17 protein-coding genes are annotated in these 17,788 nt (G+C 41.6%); 9 read left to right on the top strand and 8 right to left on the bottom strand.

Annotated elements, in window-relative coordinates; all coding sequences use genetic code 11:
• Positions 1 to 144: 144 nt before the first annotated feature.
• The 4 genes from htpG (at position 145) to T546_RS0115545 (ending at position 5,385) form a co-directional block, all read left to right on the top strand.
• The gene (htpG, locus tag T546_RS0115560) at positions 145 to 2,145 is read left to right on the top strand and encodes a molecular chaperone HtpG (protein ID WP_026892419.1); all 2,001 of its coding nucleotides are present in this window, start codon (positions 145 to 147) and stop codon (positions 2,143 to 2,145) included.
• A 159-nt stretch (positions 2,146 to 2,304) separates the two neighbouring features.
• A complete protein-coding gene (locus T546_RS0115555; RefSeq protein WP_026892418.1) occupies positions 2,305 to 3,147 on the top strand; it encodes a DegV family protein in 843 nt (280 codons plus the stop codon).
• Between the two features lie 419 nt (positions 3,148 to 3,566).
• Entirely contained in the window at positions 3,567 to 3,869 is a 303-nt protein-coding gene (locus tag T546_RS0115550) for a hypothetical protein (RefSeq protein WP_026892417.1), read from the top strand.
• Between the two features lie 328 nt (positions 3,870 to 4,197).
• Positions 4,198 to 5,385, top strand: a complete 1,188-nt coding sequence (locus T546_RS0115545; RefSeq protein ID WP_026892416.1) for a CapA family protein — start codon at positions 4,198 to 4,200, stop codon at positions 5,383 to 5,385.
• A gap of 2 nt (positions 5,386 to 5,387) precedes the next feature.
• Here the strand turns inward: T546_RS0115545 and T546_RS0115540 are convergent, their stop codons facing one another.
• On the bottom strand, positions 5,388 to 6,332 hold the full coding sequence (locus T546_RS0115540) for a TIGR01212 family radical SAM protein (RefSeq protein ID WP_026892415.1): 945 nt from the start codon (positions 6,330 to 6,332) through the stop codon (positions 5,388 to 5,390).
• 169 nt (positions 6,333 to 6,501) lie between these two features.
• Between T546_RS0115540 and T546_RS0115535 the strand changes: the two genes are divergently transcribed.
• Together T546_RS0115535 and T546_RS0115530 are read left to right on the top strand one after the other, a co-directional pair.
• Complete coding sequence (locus T546_RS0115535) at positions 6,502 to 7,800, top strand: galactokinase (RefSeq protein WP_026892414.1); 1,299 nt, start codon at positions 6,502 to 6,504, stop codon at positions 7,798 to 7,800.
• Between the two features lie 84 nt (positions 7,801 to 7,884).
• Positions 7,885 to 8,532 carry a cytidylate kinase-like family protein gene (locus tag T546_RS0115530; RefSeq protein ID WP_026892413.1) on the top strand — a complete coding sequence of 216 codons (648 nt, stop codon included), beginning with the start codon at positions 7,885 to 7,887 and terminating at the stop codon, positions 8,530 to 8,532.
• 53 nt (positions 8,533 to 8,585) lie between these two features.
• Here T546_RS0115530 and T546_RS0115525 read toward each other — a convergent pair whose 3' ends face one another.
• The 3 genes from T546_RS0115525 to T546_RS0115515 all read right to left on the bottom strand — a co-directional run bounded on the left by T546_RS0115525 (position 8,586) and on the right by T546_RS0115515 (position 10,017).
• Positions 8,586 to 9,116, bottom strand: coding sequence for a flavodoxin family protein (locus T546_RS0115525; RefSeq protein ID WP_026892412.1), 531 nt, complete (start codon positions 9,114 to 9,116; stop codon positions 8,586 to 8,588).
• Between the two features lie 120 nt (positions 9,117 to 9,236).
• Positions 9,237 to 9,527, bottom strand: coding sequence for a putative quinol monooxygenase (locus tag T546_RS0115520; RefSeq protein WP_026892411.1), 291 nt, complete (start codon positions 9,525 to 9,527; stop codon positions 9,237 to 9,239).
• Between the two features lie 34 nt (positions 9,528 to 9,561).
• Entirely contained in the window at positions 9,562 to 10,017 is a 456-nt protein-coding gene (locus T546_RS0115515) for a MarR family winged helix-turn-helix transcriptional regulator (RefSeq protein WP_026892410.1), read from the bottom strand.
• Positions 10,018 to 10,213: 196 nt separating this feature from the next.
• Between T546_RS0115515 and T546_RS0115510 the strand changes: the two genes are divergently transcribed.
• Both T546_RS0115510 and T546_RS0115505 read left to right on the top strand, forming a co-directional pair.
• Positions 10,214 to 10,759 (top strand): glutathione peroxidase, encoded by a 546-nt coding sequence (locus tag T546_RS0115510; RefSeq protein ID WP_026892409.1) that lies wholly within the window; start codon positions 10,214 to 10,216, stop codon positions 10,757 to 10,759.
• Positions 10,760 to 10,798: 39 nt separating this feature from the next.
• Entirely contained in the window at positions 10,799 to 11,242 is a 444-nt protein-coding gene (locus T546_RS0115505) for a MarR family winged helix-turn-helix transcriptional regulator (RefSeq protein ID WP_026892408.1), read from the top strand.
• A gap of 40 nt (positions 11,243 to 11,282) precedes the next feature.
• On the opposite strand, the gene T546_RS23725 is transcribed toward T546_RS0115505, so the two are convergent.
• The 4 genes from T546_RS23725 to T546_RS0115480 form a co-directional block, all read right to left on the bottom strand.
• A complete protein-coding gene (locus T546_RS23725) occupies positions 11,283 to 13,064 on the bottom strand; it encodes a methyl-accepting chemotaxis protein (RefSeq protein ID WP_084326471.1) in 1,782 nt (593 codons plus the stop codon).
• A gap of 436 nt (positions 13,065 to 13,500) precedes the next feature.
• Positions 13,501 to 14,859 carry an FAD-binding oxidoreductase gene (locus tag T546_RS0115490; RefSeq protein ID WP_026892407.1) on the bottom strand — a complete coding sequence of 453 codons (1,359 nt, stop codon included), beginning with the start codon at positions 14,857 to 14,859 and terminating at the stop codon, positions 13,501 to 13,503.
• An 85-nt stretch (positions 14,860 to 14,944) separates the two neighbouring features.
• Entirely contained in the window at positions 14,945 to 15,520 is a 576-nt protein-coding gene (locus T546_RS0115485; protein WP_026892406.1) for a TetR-like C-terminal domain-containing protein, read from the bottom strand.
• Positions 15,521 to 15,546: 26 nt separating this feature from the next.
• Positions 15,547 to 16,122, bottom strand: coding sequence for a TetR/AcrR family transcriptional regulator (locus T546_RS0115480; protein ID WP_026892405.1), 576 nt, complete (start codon positions 16,120 to 16,122; stop codon positions 15,547 to 15,549).
• Between the two features lie 451 nt (positions 16,123 to 16,573).
• Between T546_RS0115480 and T546_RS0115475 the strand changes: the two genes are divergently transcribed.
• A complete protein-coding gene (locus tag T546_RS0115475) occupies positions 16,574 to 17,704 on the top strand; it encodes a site-specific integrase (protein WP_026892404.1) in 1,131 nt (376 codons plus the stop codon).
• Positions 17,705 to 17,788: the final 84 nt, after the last annotated feature.

The raw sequence follows: 17,788 nt of genomic DNA, 5'->3' as shown, positions 1-17,788 counted from the left end.
TAGCACTCATTTTAAATGAGTGCTAATTTTCTATTGACATTTTTTGGACTGCGTATTAAAATACTCTTTGCAGGCAAATATTGAGAGAATTCCATGATTTCATGGAACTAAAATAGAAAAAAAGAGAGTAAGGAGTGTTCCGATATGGCGAAAAAAGGAAGTTTGACGATTAACAGCGAGAATATCTTTCCAATTATTAAGAAATGGTTGTATTCTGACCATGACATCTTCTATCGTGAGCTGGTTTCCAATGGCTGCGATGCGATTACAAAGCTGAAAAAGCTGGAGATCATGGGAGAGTGGCAGAAACCGGAGGATCTTGAATTTAAGATTCAGGTAATTACCGATCCCAATGAAAAGACCATTACCTTTATTGATAACGGTATCGGTATGACCGTGGAAGAGGTTGATCAGTATATCAATCAGATCGCATTTTCCGGAGCTCAGGACTTCTTGGAGAAATACAAGGACAAAGCCAATGAAGAGCAGATCATCGGACATTTCGGACTTGGATTTTACTCCGCATTCATGGTTGCCGATAAGGTTACCATTGATACCTTATCTTATAAAGATGGAGCAAAACCAGTTCACTGGGAGTCTGACGGTGGTACCGAATTTGAGATGGTAGACGGAGACAAGGCAGAGCAGGGAACGTCAATCAAGCTTTATTTAAATGAAGAAAGCCTTGAATTCTGTAACGAATACCGTGCAAAAGAAGTCCTTGAAAAATATTGTTCCTTTATGCCGGTTGAAATCTATCTGACCAATGCAGCTGCAGAACCTGAGTTTGAGACAATTGAAAAGGATGAGCTGACTGATAAGGATACCGTAATCGAGACCATTGTTGAAGAAGCTAAAACTGAGGAAAAAGAGAATGAGAACGGCGAAAAAGAAGTCGTTGAAATTTCTCCAGCCACAGAAAAGTATAAAATTGCAAAACGTCCGGTACCGGTGAATGATACCAATCCTCTTTGGAATAAGCACCCCAATGAATGTACCGAAGAAGAGTACAAAGGATTTTACCGTAAGGTATTCCATGATTATAAGGAGCCATTGTTCTGGATTCATTTAAACATGGATTATCCATTTAACTTAAAAGGAATTCTTTACTTCCCGAAATTAAACATCAACTATGACAGCCTGGAAGGAACCATCAAGCTGTTCAACAGCCAGGTATTTATCGCTGATAACATTAAAGAAGTCATTCCAGAGTTCTTAATGCTGTTAAAGGGAGTGATTGATTGTCCTGATCTTCCTCTTAATGTATCAAGAAGCGCCCTTCAGAATGATGGCTTTGTGAAAAAAATCTCCGATTATATCACAAAGAAGGTGGCTGATAAGCTTACCGGTATGTTTAAGACAGACAGAGAAAACTATGAAAAATACTGGGATGATATCAATCCGTTCATCAAATTCGGCTGCTTAAAAGACGAAAAGTTTGCTGAAAAGATCAATGATTCTCTTATCCTTAAAAATTTAGAAGGCAAGTATTTAACCATTGCTGAATGTCTGGAAGAAAATAAAGAAAAGCACGAAAACAGCGTCTTCTATATTACAGACGAAAAAGAACAGAGCCAGTATATCAACATGTTTAAGGAAGCAGGTCTTGATGCTGTTTACATGACCCAGAACATAGACAATCCTTTTGTAGGCTACTTAGAGCAGAAGAATGAGAATGTGAAGTTCTTATGCATCAACTCTGACTTATCCGATATCTTCAAGGAAGAAGTGAGTGAAGAGGATAAGGAAGCCATGAAAGCCGATGTGGATGCGCTTACTGAGCTGTTCCGTAAGGTGTTAGGCAAAGAAGCCCTTGATGTTAAGGTTGAGAAGCTGAAAAATGAAGCAGTATCTTCTATGATCACCGTATCAGAAGAATCCCGCCGTATGGCAGAGATGATGAAGATGTATTCCATGCCTGGTATGGATAATTCTATGTTTGGCAGTACTGAGACTCTTGTGCTTAATTATAACAATAAGCTGGTACAGTATGTATTGAACCATAAGGAAGGATCTCATACCAACGCCATTTGCGAACAGCTTTACGATCTTGCAGCTTTAAGCCATGGTTCTTTAACATCAGAGCGTATGACAAAATTCATTGCAAGAAGCAACGAGCTGATGATGGTGATGGCAGAAGCCTGACAATATAACCGATAAAAATAAAAAGGACTGTTGCCCTGGAAAACAAAGGGTAACGGTCCTTTTCTCCATAATCCTATTGACATCCGTGACGGGTTTCTCTATAATATATGGTAATGAATACTACATGATAAGTTTCGTGTCAGGAGGAAGAATAGAATTATGAATTATAAAATTATTGGGGATAGCTGCACTGATCTTACAGCAGATTTAAAAAAAGATCCCCACTTTCAGATAATTCCACTTACCCTACAGGTGGGAGAAAACCAGATTATTGATGACGATACCTTTGATCAGAAAAGCTTTCTGGAACTGGTAAAAAGCAGCAGTGAATCACCAAAGTCTGCCTGTCCTTCTCCAGAGCTTTATAAAGAGGCATATGAGTGTGAGGAAGAGCACGTTTTCGTCATAACCTTATCCGAGCATTTAAGCGGCAGCTACAACAGCGCCGTCCTTGGTAAGAAGCTATATGAAGAAGAGCACGTAAACGATGGAAAGAAAATTGCTGTTTTAGGTTCTGATTCCGCTTCTTCCGGTCAGCTTAACATTGCCCTGCTGGTTCAGTCCCTTTGTCAGGCAGCCCTTCCTTTTGAGGAGATTGAGCAAAGAGCAAGAGCCTTTATTAAGAACATGAAGACCTACTTTGTGCTGGAAAGCCTTGATACATTGCGAAAGAACGGCAGACTTACAGGGCTTCAGGCCTTCTTTGCCACGGCTCTTAACATAAAACCGGTCATGAGTGCAGAATCTGGTGTCATTGTAAAGCTGGATCAGGCAAGAGGCATTAATAAAGCTTTAATACGCATGGTGGAGATCGCTATTAAGAATGCAGGTGATACCAGAGATAAGGTACTTGCCATAGCTCACTGCAACAACCCTGAGAGAGCAGAGTATGTAAAGCAGGAGATGAGAAAAAGAGCAGAATTCAAAGACGTGATTATTACGGAAACAGCTGGTGTTGCCACTGTATATGCCAATGACGGTGGAATCATCATGACGCTGTAATCTTACGTTTTTAAATACCTGAATAAAAGAATCGAGCCTGTCATGGAAAAGGAGAGTCCTCCCATTTTCCATGACAGGCTTCTTTTTAATCTTAACAATTTGCTGCAGAGTGACAAGCAAATATAAAACAAACCATATGAATACAAAGACGTGGTGTTATAAAAAATCTTATATCATCACAATCAGATTTCATGTGATTTACAAAACAAACTAAGTATAAAGATGTGGATAATACTTCCAAAATTCAGGAAGTTATCAGGAATAATTTTGTTTAAAATGCGACAATAACGAAATTTATTAGTATTAATGTACATATTTTGTTAAATGAGTTCATAATTAAAATAAGATAAAATATTTACCTTTTTAACAATTTATGGTATAAATATTGTTACAAGGATAAAAAAAGGAGGGACTATTATATGAATAACGTAACTTCGATAGTCGTGCTTGTAGCGTTTATCTTAGGAATTATGCTTTTATTTAATTTGTATACAAGAATGCTGAGTAAGATTCAGCAAAACAGCATTAGAAGAAGGCTGGAAAAGGGAAAGGTCAATGACCAGCAGCTAATAAAGCTGTGCAGTGCAGCTGATAAAGGCCGGAACAGAAAGATGATGGCAATCTTCATGTACGGTATTTTCTTCAAATCCTTCTTAAATATGCAGGAGGATGTCTATCAGCTTTATAAGGCAGAGATAGATAAAAGAGGTCTGACATACTAGTATATACATAAGTGGTTCCATCTGATGATTCAGGTGGTACTATCAATTGATAGACGCACACGAATAAGGACATGGCAGTTTTGCCATGTCCTTTCTTATGATTTTACAGACACTTTTACCATTTGACAAAACTTGATTATTTGGGTAAGATAAAAAAATGGGAATAAAATCCAGACAAGCATAAAGGTTTAGTTATGTAAAAACAGAATGCATTATGTGGATAATCCTCGATTTTATAAGAAAATGTGGAGTTTTCCTCGAAAAATGTGGAAAACATTATGGAAATCATGAAAAACATGTTGAAACTATTAACAATCAGGAGGCATTGATGAAGAAAACAGGCAACTGGATCAAAATTCTGGTTTTCCTTCCTGCGTTACTGTTTGTAATGCTTATTGGGTGGATAGGAATCAGCGAATGGAAAGAATCAAAGGCCGAGCCAACCCTGGCCTATGAAACGGACAACCCATCAGGGAAGGAATTCCAGGTTCAGACAGAAACAGAAGTACTCACTCTAAAACAGTCAGAAGATGAGACAGAAACGAAAGCTCCGGACAAAGAGCCGGAAAACCCAGTGGTTCATCTGGTATTTGCAGGGGATATATTACTTTCTAATTATGTAACATCCGCTTATGATAATGCAAAAGGTATTAATGGTGTGCTTGATGCTGGATTTCAGACGGAAATCAGCCAGTCTGACATCTTTATGGCAAACCAGGAGTTCCCATTCAGTGACCGGGGGACAGCCGCACCGGACAAACAGTTTACCTTCCGACTGCCGCCTTCCAGAGTTTCTATGATGAATGAAATAGGAGTGGATATTGTGACCATTGCCAATAACCATACACTGGACTATGGGACCGATGCTCTTCTCGATACCTGCACTGCCTTAGACGGGGCAGGCATCCGTTATGTGGGAGCCGGTCCTAACATGGAACGGGCAAAGCAATTACAGACCATGGAGGTCAAAGGAAAGACCATAGGATTTCTTGCTGCCTCCAGAGTTTATCCTGACCCTGGCTGGGTGGCTGGCAGTCAGAAGCCTGGCATGGTCAGTGGATACGATCCTACGATTCTAATAGAAGAGATAAAAAAAGCGAGGCCTCTCTGTGATTATCTTGTCGTTTACGTCCATTGGGGCGTGGAACGGGATGAAAAGCCCCAGCAATATCAACGGGCTTTGGGAAAACAGATCATTGATGCAGGGGCGGATGCGGTCATTGGAAGCCACCCCCACGTACTTCAGGGCTTTGAATATTACAAGGATAAACCCATTTGCTACAGTCTTGGCAATTATATCTTTGGAAGCTCCATTCCAAAGACAGCCCTGTTACGCCTTGATGTGGATTTTGATGGGGGAAGCACCACCTTATCCCTGGTTCCAGGTACTTCTAAGTCTGGTTATACAAGGACCTTAACAGAGGAAGGAGAGAAACAGAGCTTTTATCAGTACATTCAGGGAATCTCCTTTGGGGTTACCGTGGATGAACAAGGAGTGCTTCATCATAATAACTAATCTTAACCGAGGTATCTGTCTCCCTGACAGATACCTCGTTCTTTGAATCGTTTTGCCAGAGAATTAAGTACCAGCCGCTTGTTTCCGCTCCAGAGAGGGGCCAAAAGAAGGGCTTTCGGACCGTCACCGCTGATTCGATGGATGACCACTTCCTTTGGAAGAAGAGCGATGCAGTCGATCACCAGATCTACATACTCTTCCAAGGTGTAAACGGGAATCAAGCCTTTTTCGTATTCCAGGGCCAGGTCTGTGTCTTTTAAAATATGGAGAAGCTGCAGCTTAATGCCATCCGTTCCATGGTCTCCCAAGCGGGATAGATAGCGGATGGTATCAAAAATCATCTCCTTATCTTCGCCTGGCAGTCCTAAAATCACATGGGTAATTACGGTTAATCCGGCTTCTTTCAGCCGTACATAAGCATCAAAAAAGACAGGAAGGGAATAACCCCGCCTGATATACTGAGCGGTGGCCTCATGTATGGTCTGTAATCCAAGCTCTACCCACACCGGTTTTTGCTTATTTAGCTCTTTTAATAATAGAATCACGTCTTCTGAAAGGCAATCTGGCCGGGTAGCAATGGAAAGAATGGCTACATCCGGATGGGATATGGCTTCTGTAAACAGCTTTCTTAAATAGGAAACAGGGGCGTAAGTATTGGTATAGGATTGAAAATATGCAATAAAACGGCCTTCCTCTTGTTTCATCTTCCGGCTGACCGTTTCCTTGGCAGCTTCAATCTGTTCTGTAACAGAGGCATGAGCACACATGGATTCAGCAAATTCCCCTGAGCCTCCTCCGCTGCAAAAGATACAGCCATTCTTCCCTAAGGTGCCATCCCGGTTGGGGCAGGTCATTCCTCCGTCCAGGGCCAGCTTATAAATCTTCTGCCCGTATTGTTTTTTCATTTCAAAGTCAAGAGAATGATAAGGTTTTTCGTTCCAAAGCATAGAAGCCTCCCCGGTTTTCGTCATTGCTTTATTATAGGGGCGGCCCTGGGATACTGTCAAATTATTTTATAGGATTTCGTAGAATAATGTATTGTAGAACTTTTGACAATTATGCTATACTCATAGTATTGTTTTATAATGTAATTGAATGGGGAAAAGGAGAATAATAATGAAAGTTACCGATACCATTAAGCTTTTAAAATCAGATGATTCCAGAAGACTTATGGCTTCCTTATATGGAGAAGAGGGAATTGAAAAAAACATTAAACGGTATGAAGAGCTGTTAGTAAGCTTTGAAAAGAAATTCCCCCAGGATGAGGATGTCCTGCTGTTTTCTGCCCCTGGCCGTACAGAAATCAGCGGTAACCATACAGATCATAACCATGGAAAGGTGCTTGCAGGAAGTATAAATCTGGACTGTGTAGGCGTAGCCGCGAAAAATGGTACCAGGACCGTTACCATAATCAGTGAGACCTATAATCAGAATTTCACCATAGATCTTGATGACTTAAGACCGAGTGAGAAGAAGGCAGGAACCATTGATTTGACCAAGGGCCTGTTCAAAGGCTTTTTAGAAGCCGGCCATGAAATCGGGGGATTTGATGCCTATATTACCACCAATGTAATCAGTGCGGCAGGAGTCAGCTCCTCTGCTTCTTATGAAATGCTCCTTTGCAGCATGATCAATACCTTCTTTAATCAGGGACGTCTTACCGCAGTGGATTACGCCCATATCGGCAAGTACTCTGAGAATGTTTACTGGGACAAGTCCTCAGGTCTCTTAGATCAGATGGCATGTGCCGTAGGCGGTCTTATTACCATTGATTTTAAGAATCCATCTGAGCCAAAGGTAGAAAAAATTGATTTTGATTTCGCTTCCAGAAATCACAGTCTGATCATCGTGAATACAGGCAAGGGACATGCAGATTTAAGCGAGGATTATTCCCTTGTTCCCCTGGAGATGAAAAAAGTAGCAGAGTTCTTCGGAAAAGAAGTGTGCGCAGAAATTACAGAAGAACAGGTCCTTTTAAACCTGAATGAGGTGAGAGAATTTGCCGGTGACCGTTCCGTTCTTCGTGCTCTTCATTTCTTTGAGGAGAATAAGCGGGTGGAAGCAGAAGTGGCAGCCTTAAAGGAAGGACGTTTTGAAGATTTTCTGCATAATATCACTGCTTCCGGTAATTCCTCCTGGAAATGGCTTCAGAACTGCTTTACCAATTCCAGCTATCAGGAGCAGGGAATCACCGTGGCTCTGGCTCTGACAGAGCTTTACCTGGGAGAAAAGAAGGCAGGTGCCTGCAGGATTCATGGCGGCGGATTTGCCGGTGTTATTATGACCATGATTCCCAATGAACTGGCAGATGAGTATATCGCCTACATGGAAAAAGCCATGGGCGAGGGGAATGCATACCGCATGAGCATCAGACCTTACGGAGCCATCTGTTTTCAAGAGATTCTAAAGCAATAATAATTGTAAATCCTGCCATAATAGAGTACAATAGAGGTAAGTAATAGAAGATATGAGAACGTGCAACTAAAGGAGGCAGGCATTATGAAAGAGAAAAATAATCTGGTCATTACAATAGGAAGACAGTACGGAAGCGGCGGCCGTATCGTAGGAAAGGCTCTTGCAGAAGAATTTGGAATTAACTTTTATGACGAAGAGATTTTGACCCTTACTTCCGAGCAGAGCGCTGTGGGAGAAGTATTTTTCCGCCTGGCAGATGAAAAGGCAGGAAATAATCTGCTTTACCGGATCGTAAGCGGATTAAAACCCCAGTTAGGAAAGCCATCGACGGATTCGGATATTGTAAAACCGGAGAACTTATTCCGTTTTCAGTCCCAGGTCATCAGAGAGCTTGCAGAGGAAGAGTCCTGTATCATTGCAGGCAGATGTGCGGATTATATCTTAAGCCGTGAAGATGTGAAGGTACCAGGACTTGTAAAGATATTTGTATACGCAGATACCCCTACACTTGTGAAAAGAACCATGGATGTGGATAAGATCGATGAAAAAGAAGCGACCAAGCGTGTGAAGAAGATCAACCGGGAGAGAAAAGAATATTACCGCTATTACACCGGTGAGAGCTGGGAGGACTGGGATAATTATGATCTCATCATCAATACCAGCAGAATCGATTTGGAGCAGACTGCTACGCTTATCAAAGACTATATTAAATTAAGAGGGCTTGAGCTCTAAATATAATAGAAAATGGTGCTCCCGTTGGGAGCACCATTTTTATGTACGTTCGATTATGAAAGGTTGGCAGCAAATTCTCTGACGGAATCCAGCCGATCGGTATGGTTCATGCTCCCCTTTTCTGTCATTCCTGATATTTTGATGACGCCCTTGTTTTCCCATTTCAGATAAGAACAAATGGCATTGAGCTGAGCTTCGGCAGCATCATAAACATTATCACCTCCGGAGTTTAAGAGCATGGCAATGGATCGGATGCGAAAGCCCTTTTTGGCAAAGGCGTACATACGATCCACAAAGGCCTTTGTCTGAGCGGATACGTCAAACCAATAGATGGGAGAGGCCAGAACCAGCATATCGGTCTCTTCGATATCCTTTAAAAGATGACTCATATCATCTGTCTGAACACAGACACCATCGTGGGTAAAGCAGTATTGACAGGCCAGACATGGACCCACCTTCAAGGTGCTTAAATTCCTCACTGTAACATCATGACCGGCTGCTTTTGCTGACTGGGCAAAGGTATCTGCCATGATTTCTGTATTGCCGTTCCTTCTTGGACTGCCTGTGACTACTAATACATTCATACAATTTCCCTCCATGATCCTGGTATTTGATTTATGACCCGTAAATCTAACCATATATAGGGAGCATATAAAACCTTAATCCTGTTTATGGGATAGAATGCTCCTGGATAGGTAAGTACTTTATTTGATTTTTTTGCATACGTGAATTTCCACAGCTTTTTCAGAAAAATCAGCAGTTGCAGCCATGACTTCTTTAAAATGCTCCGAATTCATATGGTTGTTTAAGTCTTCCTGGCTTTCCCATTCTTCCAGCATGGTAAGAATCTGAGGATTTTTTAAATCCTGAACCAGCTCATAGCGGATGCATCCTGCATCCTTATTTCTGGTATCATCAACCAGACCCGTAGCCAATTTTAAATACTCCTCAACTTTGTCAGCTTTTACGTAGTTATTAGCAATAATGTGTATCATAATGTTCTCCTTTATTTTTTGTTTTCGTATGACCCTAGGAATCTTTTGTAACATTTTTTAATAGCTTTCCACTAATGGCAATAAACTGAGCTTTTTCTTCTTCCGTAAGTATACTATCATATTGTCTGTGGAGCTGTTCCCATGATTCTGTAATTTCCTTTTGCAAGGCCAGTCCTTTGGGGGTGGGATTTAGATAAGCCTGCTTTCCTTCCGACCTTTTGGTGACAAGCTGTTTTAATTCCAGCTTTTCAATCAGCCGTGTAATGGTGGAAGGAGTTAAGTGAAGTGTTTCCCCTAAATCTTTTTGCATCATGCCACCGTTTTGATTTACAAGAGTAAGCAGGAAGGCATGGCTTGGAGAAAGACCTGTTTTTGCAAAAGCTTCCTCTGCGACTTTTCCCAAAGCTCTGGAAAGCTTGGTGGTGGAAAAAAACAAACAGCTGTTCATGAGGAAGCCATGTTGTTCTTCGGTATTTAAAACCTTATTCAAAGCATCACCTCTCTCTCTTGTTTGTACATACAAATATAACACTGGCAGTAACTGGAGTCAATCTGTTTTTATACTCAAATTGAATTTAGTAAAATTAAATTTGATATTACCGTTGACAAGTTTTCTTGAATAACTTATAATAAAGATGATTTAGATAAATATAATTTGATATAATACATTTAAGGAGGTATATGACATGTCTGTTTATGATTTTAAAGTAAAAACAATGGCTGGAGAAGAGAAGAGCTTATCTGATTACGAAGGCAAGGTAGTATTAATCGTTAATACGGCAACTGAGTGCGGGTTCACTCCACAGTATACAGATCTTCAGGAATTATATGCAAAGTATGCAGAAAAAGGCCTGGAAATCCTTGATTTCCCATGCAACCAGTTTGGCAATCAGGCGCCTGGTGATAACGAAGAGATCCATACCTTTTGTACCGGACGTTTTGGCGTTACCTTCCCTCAGTTTTCCAAGATCGATGTAAATGGAGAGAATGCGATTCCTCTTTATCAGTATCTGGTAAAAGAGAAGGATTTTAAAGGCTTTGATGCCGGCCATAAATTAACACCGGTACTGGAAAATATGTTTGAAGAAAAAAATCCAAACTATAAGAATGAACCGGATATCAAATGGAATTTTACAAAATTCCTGGTTGATAAGAAAGGTAATGTAATAGAACGATTTGAGCCTACTGCTGATATGAAGCTTGTGGAAGAACGCATGAATCAGCTGCTGTAAAGCAATCCATATAAGACAGTGGGAGAACGGAGAAACGTAATGAACTATGATAAACTAAAATTAGAAAACCAGCTATGCTTTCCTCTCTACGCCTGTTCCCGTGAGATCGTGCGTATGTATAAGCCATTTCTCGATGAGATTGGACTGACCTATACCCAGTATATCGCCATGATGGTATTATGGGAGAAAAAGCAGCTTACCGTGAAACAGCTTGGAGAGATTCTATACCTGGACAGCGGTACCTTAACTCCCCTGTTAAAAAAGATGGAAATTTCTGGACTTCTAGGCCGCAGCCGGGATAAGACTGATGAGAGAAGCGTTATTGTCACTCTGACGAAGCAGGGAGAGGAACTGAAGGAACAGGCGGTTCTCATACCGGAAAAGATTTCAAAATGTGTCCCTCTTGATCAGGATGAGGCAAAACAGCTATATCACCTGTTATATAAGATCTTAGGAAGCTCCAGCCGGAATCCGGACAAATAAAAAACTCAGGAAGCCACCGAAATGGTTTCCTGAGTTTTTTTTAATATTTGCTGTACATATGATCGGTTGTGTAAGAAGGTTCATAATCATAGGTATCATGGGAAGTATAAGACTCTTCTTTCAGAGGCTGGTAATTTCCCGTCTCTGTTTTAAGCTTGAATCTTCCAACTTCTTCTTTCAGCATCTGTGCCTGTGCAGCCAGCTCTTCACTGGAAGCGGAGCTTTCTTCGGCTGTGGCTGCATTGCTTTGTACCACTGCGGATACCTGTGCAAGACCATGGTTGATTTCTTCAATGGCAACGACCTGTGCAGAGGATGCATTGTCAATTTCCTGGATAGACTGTTCGGCAAGCTTTGCTTTCTTTCCGACTTCTAAAAGAATGTTAGCTGCTTCTAATGCCAGCTTTTCACCCTCTGAAACAGAAACCGCAGAATGTCCGATGAGCTCAGCTGTCTGTTTTGCAGCAGCAGCGGATTTTGCAGCCAGATTTCGTACTTCATCAGCCACTACGGCAAATCCTTTTCCAGCACTTCCAGCTCTTGCAGATTCCACTGCCGCATTCAGCGCAAGGATATTAGTCTGGAAAGCAATGTCTTCGATTACCTTTGTAATGCTTGAAATCTTATCGGAAGAAGCAGAAATCTCTTTCATGGAAAGATTTAATTTCTGCATATGAGCGTTGCTCTCAATAACGCCGGCATCCGCCTCACTTACATAAACAGTGGCCTTCTGCACGTTCTGAGCGTTTAATTCCGCCTGCTGTGTTACATTAGTAATGGCAGCATTTAATTCCTCAATGGTAGCAGCCTGCTCGGTGGTTCCAGAGGCAAGGGCCTGGGCAGCAGAGGATACCTGTTCTGCACCGGTGTTTACCTGATCGGAGGCAGTCTGAATGGAAAGAAGAGACTGGTTTAAGTCATTTTCAATCTTTAACAGGGCAAGTCCCATGGCATCCTTATCAGAACGAATGGGAACGTTCTGGGTGAAATCTCCGTTGCTGATGTTAACAGCAGCCAATGCCTGCTCTTTAATCCCGTTAGTCATATCGCTAAATGCCATAGCCAGCTGGCCGGTCTCGTCCTTTGAAGTAATGTCTGTAAGGTCCACATCAAGCTGTCCCTGAGAAATAAGCTTTGCTGCGTCTACCACCTTACCGATGGGAACGCTGATCATAGCGGCTATTTTTCTTCCAAGGAAAATGGCAGATATCATACCTGCAGCAATAAATAGGATCAGCAGTACAGTAGCCACTCTTGCAATGGTCTCATTGATGTTGCTGATTTCATTTGCTTCTTTCATACGATTATCAATCAGCTTATCAAAGTTACCATAGATGGTCTGTATCTCGTCGCTTTGGTCTGCTAAGGCCAATTGAAGGCTTAATTTATCTCCTGCTTTTGCGGCTGTAATGGCTTTTGAGATCGCAGGGTCATAGGAATCGTGGAAAAGCTTCACAGCTTCGTCGTATAACTGTATGGAATCCTGAGCCGAGGAAGGAATGGATTTTCGGTAGGTTTCTGAGCTGGTAAGAAACAGTTCCTTGTTCTTTTGATAGCTTTGTTCCAGCGCTGCTACTTTTTCCTTGTCGCCGGAGTTAATGACCATATCCCTGGCATCGGTACGGATCTGATACAAGCTTCGTACGGCAGTGAACATATCCTCCAGGGGAGCGGTTTTTTCTTTGTACATGTAGGTATCTGATGAATTAATTCGGAGCATACTCCCAAGACCCACCAGACCTACCACCAGCATAATCGCAGCTACGGCTATAAATCCAGCACTCAGCTTTTTTGAAATACTGTAGTCGTTAAAATTTCTCATAAGTAATCCTCCTGATAGTTACTAGCTACCTGACCCGGTAGGGATGAAATGAAAGACTGCTGATTTTTCATTCCATAATTAAGTTTATTTCTCTGCTCAGGCTCTTTGGAATCCGGTGAAGATTGAAAAACAAAAAGGGCAGTTCCTGCCATGTGTTCCAAACGATTCTTATGGGTCAGATGATATATGTAAGGTTTGGATCACGGCTAAAATATAATACTCTTTATGCTCACTCCTATCTGCTAATATTTCCATATCAGCCAAAAATTTGTAATTATGATTATAAGTGAAAAAATGATAAAACTCAATCAAATTAGTAAAAAACTGTCGCTTTTTGTAAATAAATGTAACCTGAAATTAAAAAGACCTCGTGTAAGGGTAATTTACACGAGGCTATGGGATGATTTGTGTGTTAAATGGAATTATTTTCCACTATTTATATGCACGGTGGCTTCCTTAGAATTCCCTGTGGGAAGGAGAAAACATTATAAGGATCATAACGTTTTTTTACTTTCTTTAACCGGCAGGCATTGCTTCCATAATATTCTTTTAGATAGCAGGGAAGTGAACCATAGGGGAAGTTAACATAGGAGCCCTCCGTAACAGATTGTAAATAGCAGAATCGTTCGTTGATCCAGTCAGAATTTTCACATTTACAGCTTTCAAACACGGTATTAAGCCATGTGATATAATGTGCGTTTCGGTAGAAGAATGCAGTTTCATTTGGTGAAGTCTCTAAGACCCTTCCTCCTAAAGCATAGAAGGAAAGAGCAGCATAGACAGAACCCCTGGGCCTCTCTGCAATCAGACCTGCCAGCTGACACGTTTCACATTCGCTGAAATCACGGAGGACAAAACGGCTGGCAGATTGAAATGATTCATAGGGAGGATAAAATTCTCCAATGATGGTGACAGCTTCTAGGAAGGTAAGGCTTCGTAAACTGTATCTTACACCTCCAAGCTCCAAAAGGGGTTTTACAATACCAAGAGCAATTTCCGGGGGACCATAAAAGATGCCTCTTGCGATGATTCCCAGGCCCTCTTCCAGTGAATTAAAGATTCGTGAAACAAGAGTGACCCTGATATCTGCATCCCTCAGCCAATCCTGCCAGGTCTGGATAAATAAGGACTGCTTTTCCTGGTCAGCATTGGAATAACGGATATCTATGAGTGTGACGTTTGAGACTTTTGGTGGAAGCCGGAAGGTCATAGAAGTGACGACACCAAAGTTTCCGCCTCCGCCTCCGCGAAGGGCCCAGTAAAGATCGGGATTTTCCGTATCGCTGGCGGTCAGGACGACACCTTCGTAATTTACAAGCCGCAGCTGCACCAAATTATCGCAGCCCAGCCCCAGATACCGGCAGGAGAGTCCCCAGCCGCCTCCCAGGGCATAACCGCTTACACCAACGGTAGGGCAGGTACCGCCTGGAAAGGGATACCCCAGGGCTGAAACAGTTTCATAGACCTGCTTATTGGTAACTCCTCCCTGAACCGTGACAAGACTTAAAGCTTCATTTATGGCAATTTGACTTAATTCACTTAGATCAATATCAAGAATATCATTTCCTGTGGAATAGCCTTCATAATTGTGTCCCCCGCTTCGGATACGGAGGGATACACAGTGTGATCTGGACCATAAGACGGCATTGCTTACATCCGCCTCGTTTTGACAGAAAACGATGGCAAGCGGGAATTTATTGACAGCTCGGTTATAAACTTGTCTTAACTCCTGGTAGAAAGGGTCGTCTGGTGTCACCACCCGGCCGGTCAGACCTTCAAAATTACAAGTATTCATATATAAGCGCCTCCTTTCTTACTATCATGTTATTAGTAGAAAGGAGATTTGGTGCGGCTTGTATGTCTGCTTAAAAGAAAGGGGATTACGTATATTGCTTTAAGCCGAAGCGAATGGTGGCACCGATAAAGAGAGCAAGCTCCCTGGGACTTTTTTTCATTCCGTCCAGCGCCCATTTCTGTACAACAGCCAGGCTGCCGTTTGAAAAATAAGTATACAGGATATCTCCCTGAGTATTGGGCAGATTCATACCTTCCTGTTTCCACTTCTCCGTGATTGTCTCCCGGTTTAATTCAACAATCCGATGCAGAAGGTCCAGATTGTTACAATTTGAAAAAAGTGCCATACATAGGCTGCGGTTCTTTGCCAGTATCTCAATAATGGTGGTCAGAAGCTTAATGCTGCTCCAATCGGCTTCCAGCATTTTAATTGCTCCAGAGACCTCTTCATAGAGATCATCCTCAATGGTATGCAGCAGGTGTTCCGGCGAATGGTAATGAGCGTAAAAGGTATTGCGGTTCATATTTGCCTTGCGGCAGAGCTCGGAGGGGGTAATCTTATGGAGGGGCTTTTCCAGTAACAGTGTGAGCAGGCTTTCCCGAAGCGAGAGCTTTGTGAGTACCACCCTGCGATCTACTTTTTTTTCGTTATCCTGTGGCATAATGGTCTCCTTATATCAATGACGGATCAAGCTTTCATAAAGCTGCTTAATCCGAAGTAATTTGCTTTCTCTATTAATAATGCCAGTTCATGAGGGGATTCTTTGATCTCTCCCAGAACCCAGCTGCGTATGACAGCCAGCCAACTGCCGGAGAGAAATGCATAGAGTATATCAAGGCGTTCCACGTCCTCATGCTGGCCCAGTATCTTCCAGTCCGTCACTGCCTGCTCATAGAACATCTCAAACATTTTCTGAAGAAAATGATCATAGTTTTTCTGAAAGAGTACCTTACAAAAATCCTGGTTTGCTAAAAAGATTGCAAATAAATCCTCTAAAAGAAGGGCAACAGACCCATGATTCCAGGAATGATCTACGGCCTCTTTGATTTGATCATATAAATCCTTTTCTATCTCAGATAACAGGTCTTCCACTGATCGATAGTGGGTATAAAAGGTATTGCGGTTTATCTCGGCATGGCGGCAAAGCTCAGAAACAGATATTTTAGCCGCCGGCTTTTGCTCCATGAGAGAGAGCAGGCTTTCTTTTAAAAACATTTTCGTATATAAGACCCTGCGATCGCTGCCGTTTCCCTTCCTATTCATAGGTATCTCCTTAATCATATATTTTTTTCAAAAATATCGAACACATCTGGCGTAAGATGCTACTTAATAGGCAATTCTTAACGAACAGTATGTTGATTAAATATCATGTTGTTAGTATACTATTTCTTAATAAAGCTATCCAGATGTATTTTTAAGTCTTATATCATAAAAAAATGTCTTGGATCATAGCCTTAAAGTTAAAAAAACGCCCGTTCCATAATAACCATGGAACGGGCATTTTATGATCGCAGTTTATCCAAAACCGAGACCCCTTAGTTAGACATATTCTGACAAATTTCATTATATATCGACAGATATTGTTTGTCAACAAGAGGAAATGAAACTTATTCTAAGCTAATTTAGGGCTTTCATCCTAAATATAGCAGTTATTTTCGGTTTGAAAGAAAAAATCCGCCGTCATAATGATCGTCATATGGAAAGGAGTCGTGCGATGCCGCGCAAAGGAGAGAATATTTATAAACGAAAAGATGGCCGCTGGGAAGGAAGAAGCTTAAGAGCCAACGGCAAATACCGGTATTTCTATGCAAGTACTTATCGGGAGGTACGGGCCAAGATGAAGGAAGCCTGGCAGGAAAGGGAAGCTGAGAAGAAAAATACCATTCCGCTTCCAACAAATCCAGGAGAGTTATTTCAGAGCTGGCTGTCAGACACGGTATCCGAAAGAGTGAAACCATCCACCTATGAGAGTTATTATCATTGTATTCATGGGTATGTAATTCCCTATTTTAAATCATTAGAAAATCAGCCCATGTCCCAGTCCTGTGTTTGTGGATTTGTGAAGTCGATCTCTGAGAACACTTCCATCTCCCAGACATATAAAAGAAAAATCATTTCTGTGTTTAAGATGTCTATCCGGGAAATTTATAAAGATTACCCCAATCAGCCCAAGCTTTTGGAAGCGGCTGTCTTACCATCTGGAAAAACTCATCAGGAGGTCAGCGTTTTTACCATGAAGGAGCAGAGAATACTGGAGCAGGCTGCCTTCATGTCTCCGGATAAAAGAGCACTGGGTATCATTCTGTGCTTTTATACGGGCATTCGCTTAGGAGAGCTTTGTGCTCTCCGCTGGCGTGATATTGATCTGGAAGCAGGGACTATGTTTATTGGAAATACGGTATCCCGCATTCGGAATTTTCAGTCGGAGGAAAGCAAAACAATGCTCCACATAGGAACGCCAAAAAGTAAAACCTCCACCAGAAAGATTCCTTTACCTGGATTTTTGTTAGAGCTTGTAAAAGAACAGAAGCCAGGATTTAAATCCGAGGAACATTTTATCCTTTCTAATAAAAATACGCCTTTTGAGCCCCGTGTTTATCAGAAGCTATATAAAAGAATTCTGAAAGAAACAGGAATCAAGGACAGAAAATTTCATGCCATAAGACACACTTTTGCAACCAGGGCGCTGGAGGTCGGGGTAGATATTAAAACACTCAGTGAGATTCTAGGACATTCCAATGTAACCATCACCTTAAATATCTATGCTCATTCCCTGATGGAGCAGAAGAAGGCAGCAATAGAAAAGCTGAATCTGATGCATGTGACCCAAATGAAAGTCGTTTGATTCTCCGTCAATTTTTTCGTATGTAATGTAAAAAAGCTTTATAAATAAAGAAAAAGATAATGTATGTCACAGTTTTGGATAAAC

Source organism: [Clostridium] aerotolerans DSM 5434 (assembly GCF_000687555.1).
Classification (GTDB): domain Bacteria; phylum Bacillota; class Clostridia; order Lachnospirales; family Lachnospiraceae; genus Lacrimispora; species Lacrimispora aerotolerans.
The sequence above is the reverse complement of the archived record's forward strand: the minus strand, read 5'-3'. Positions and strand labels throughout refer to the sequence as shown.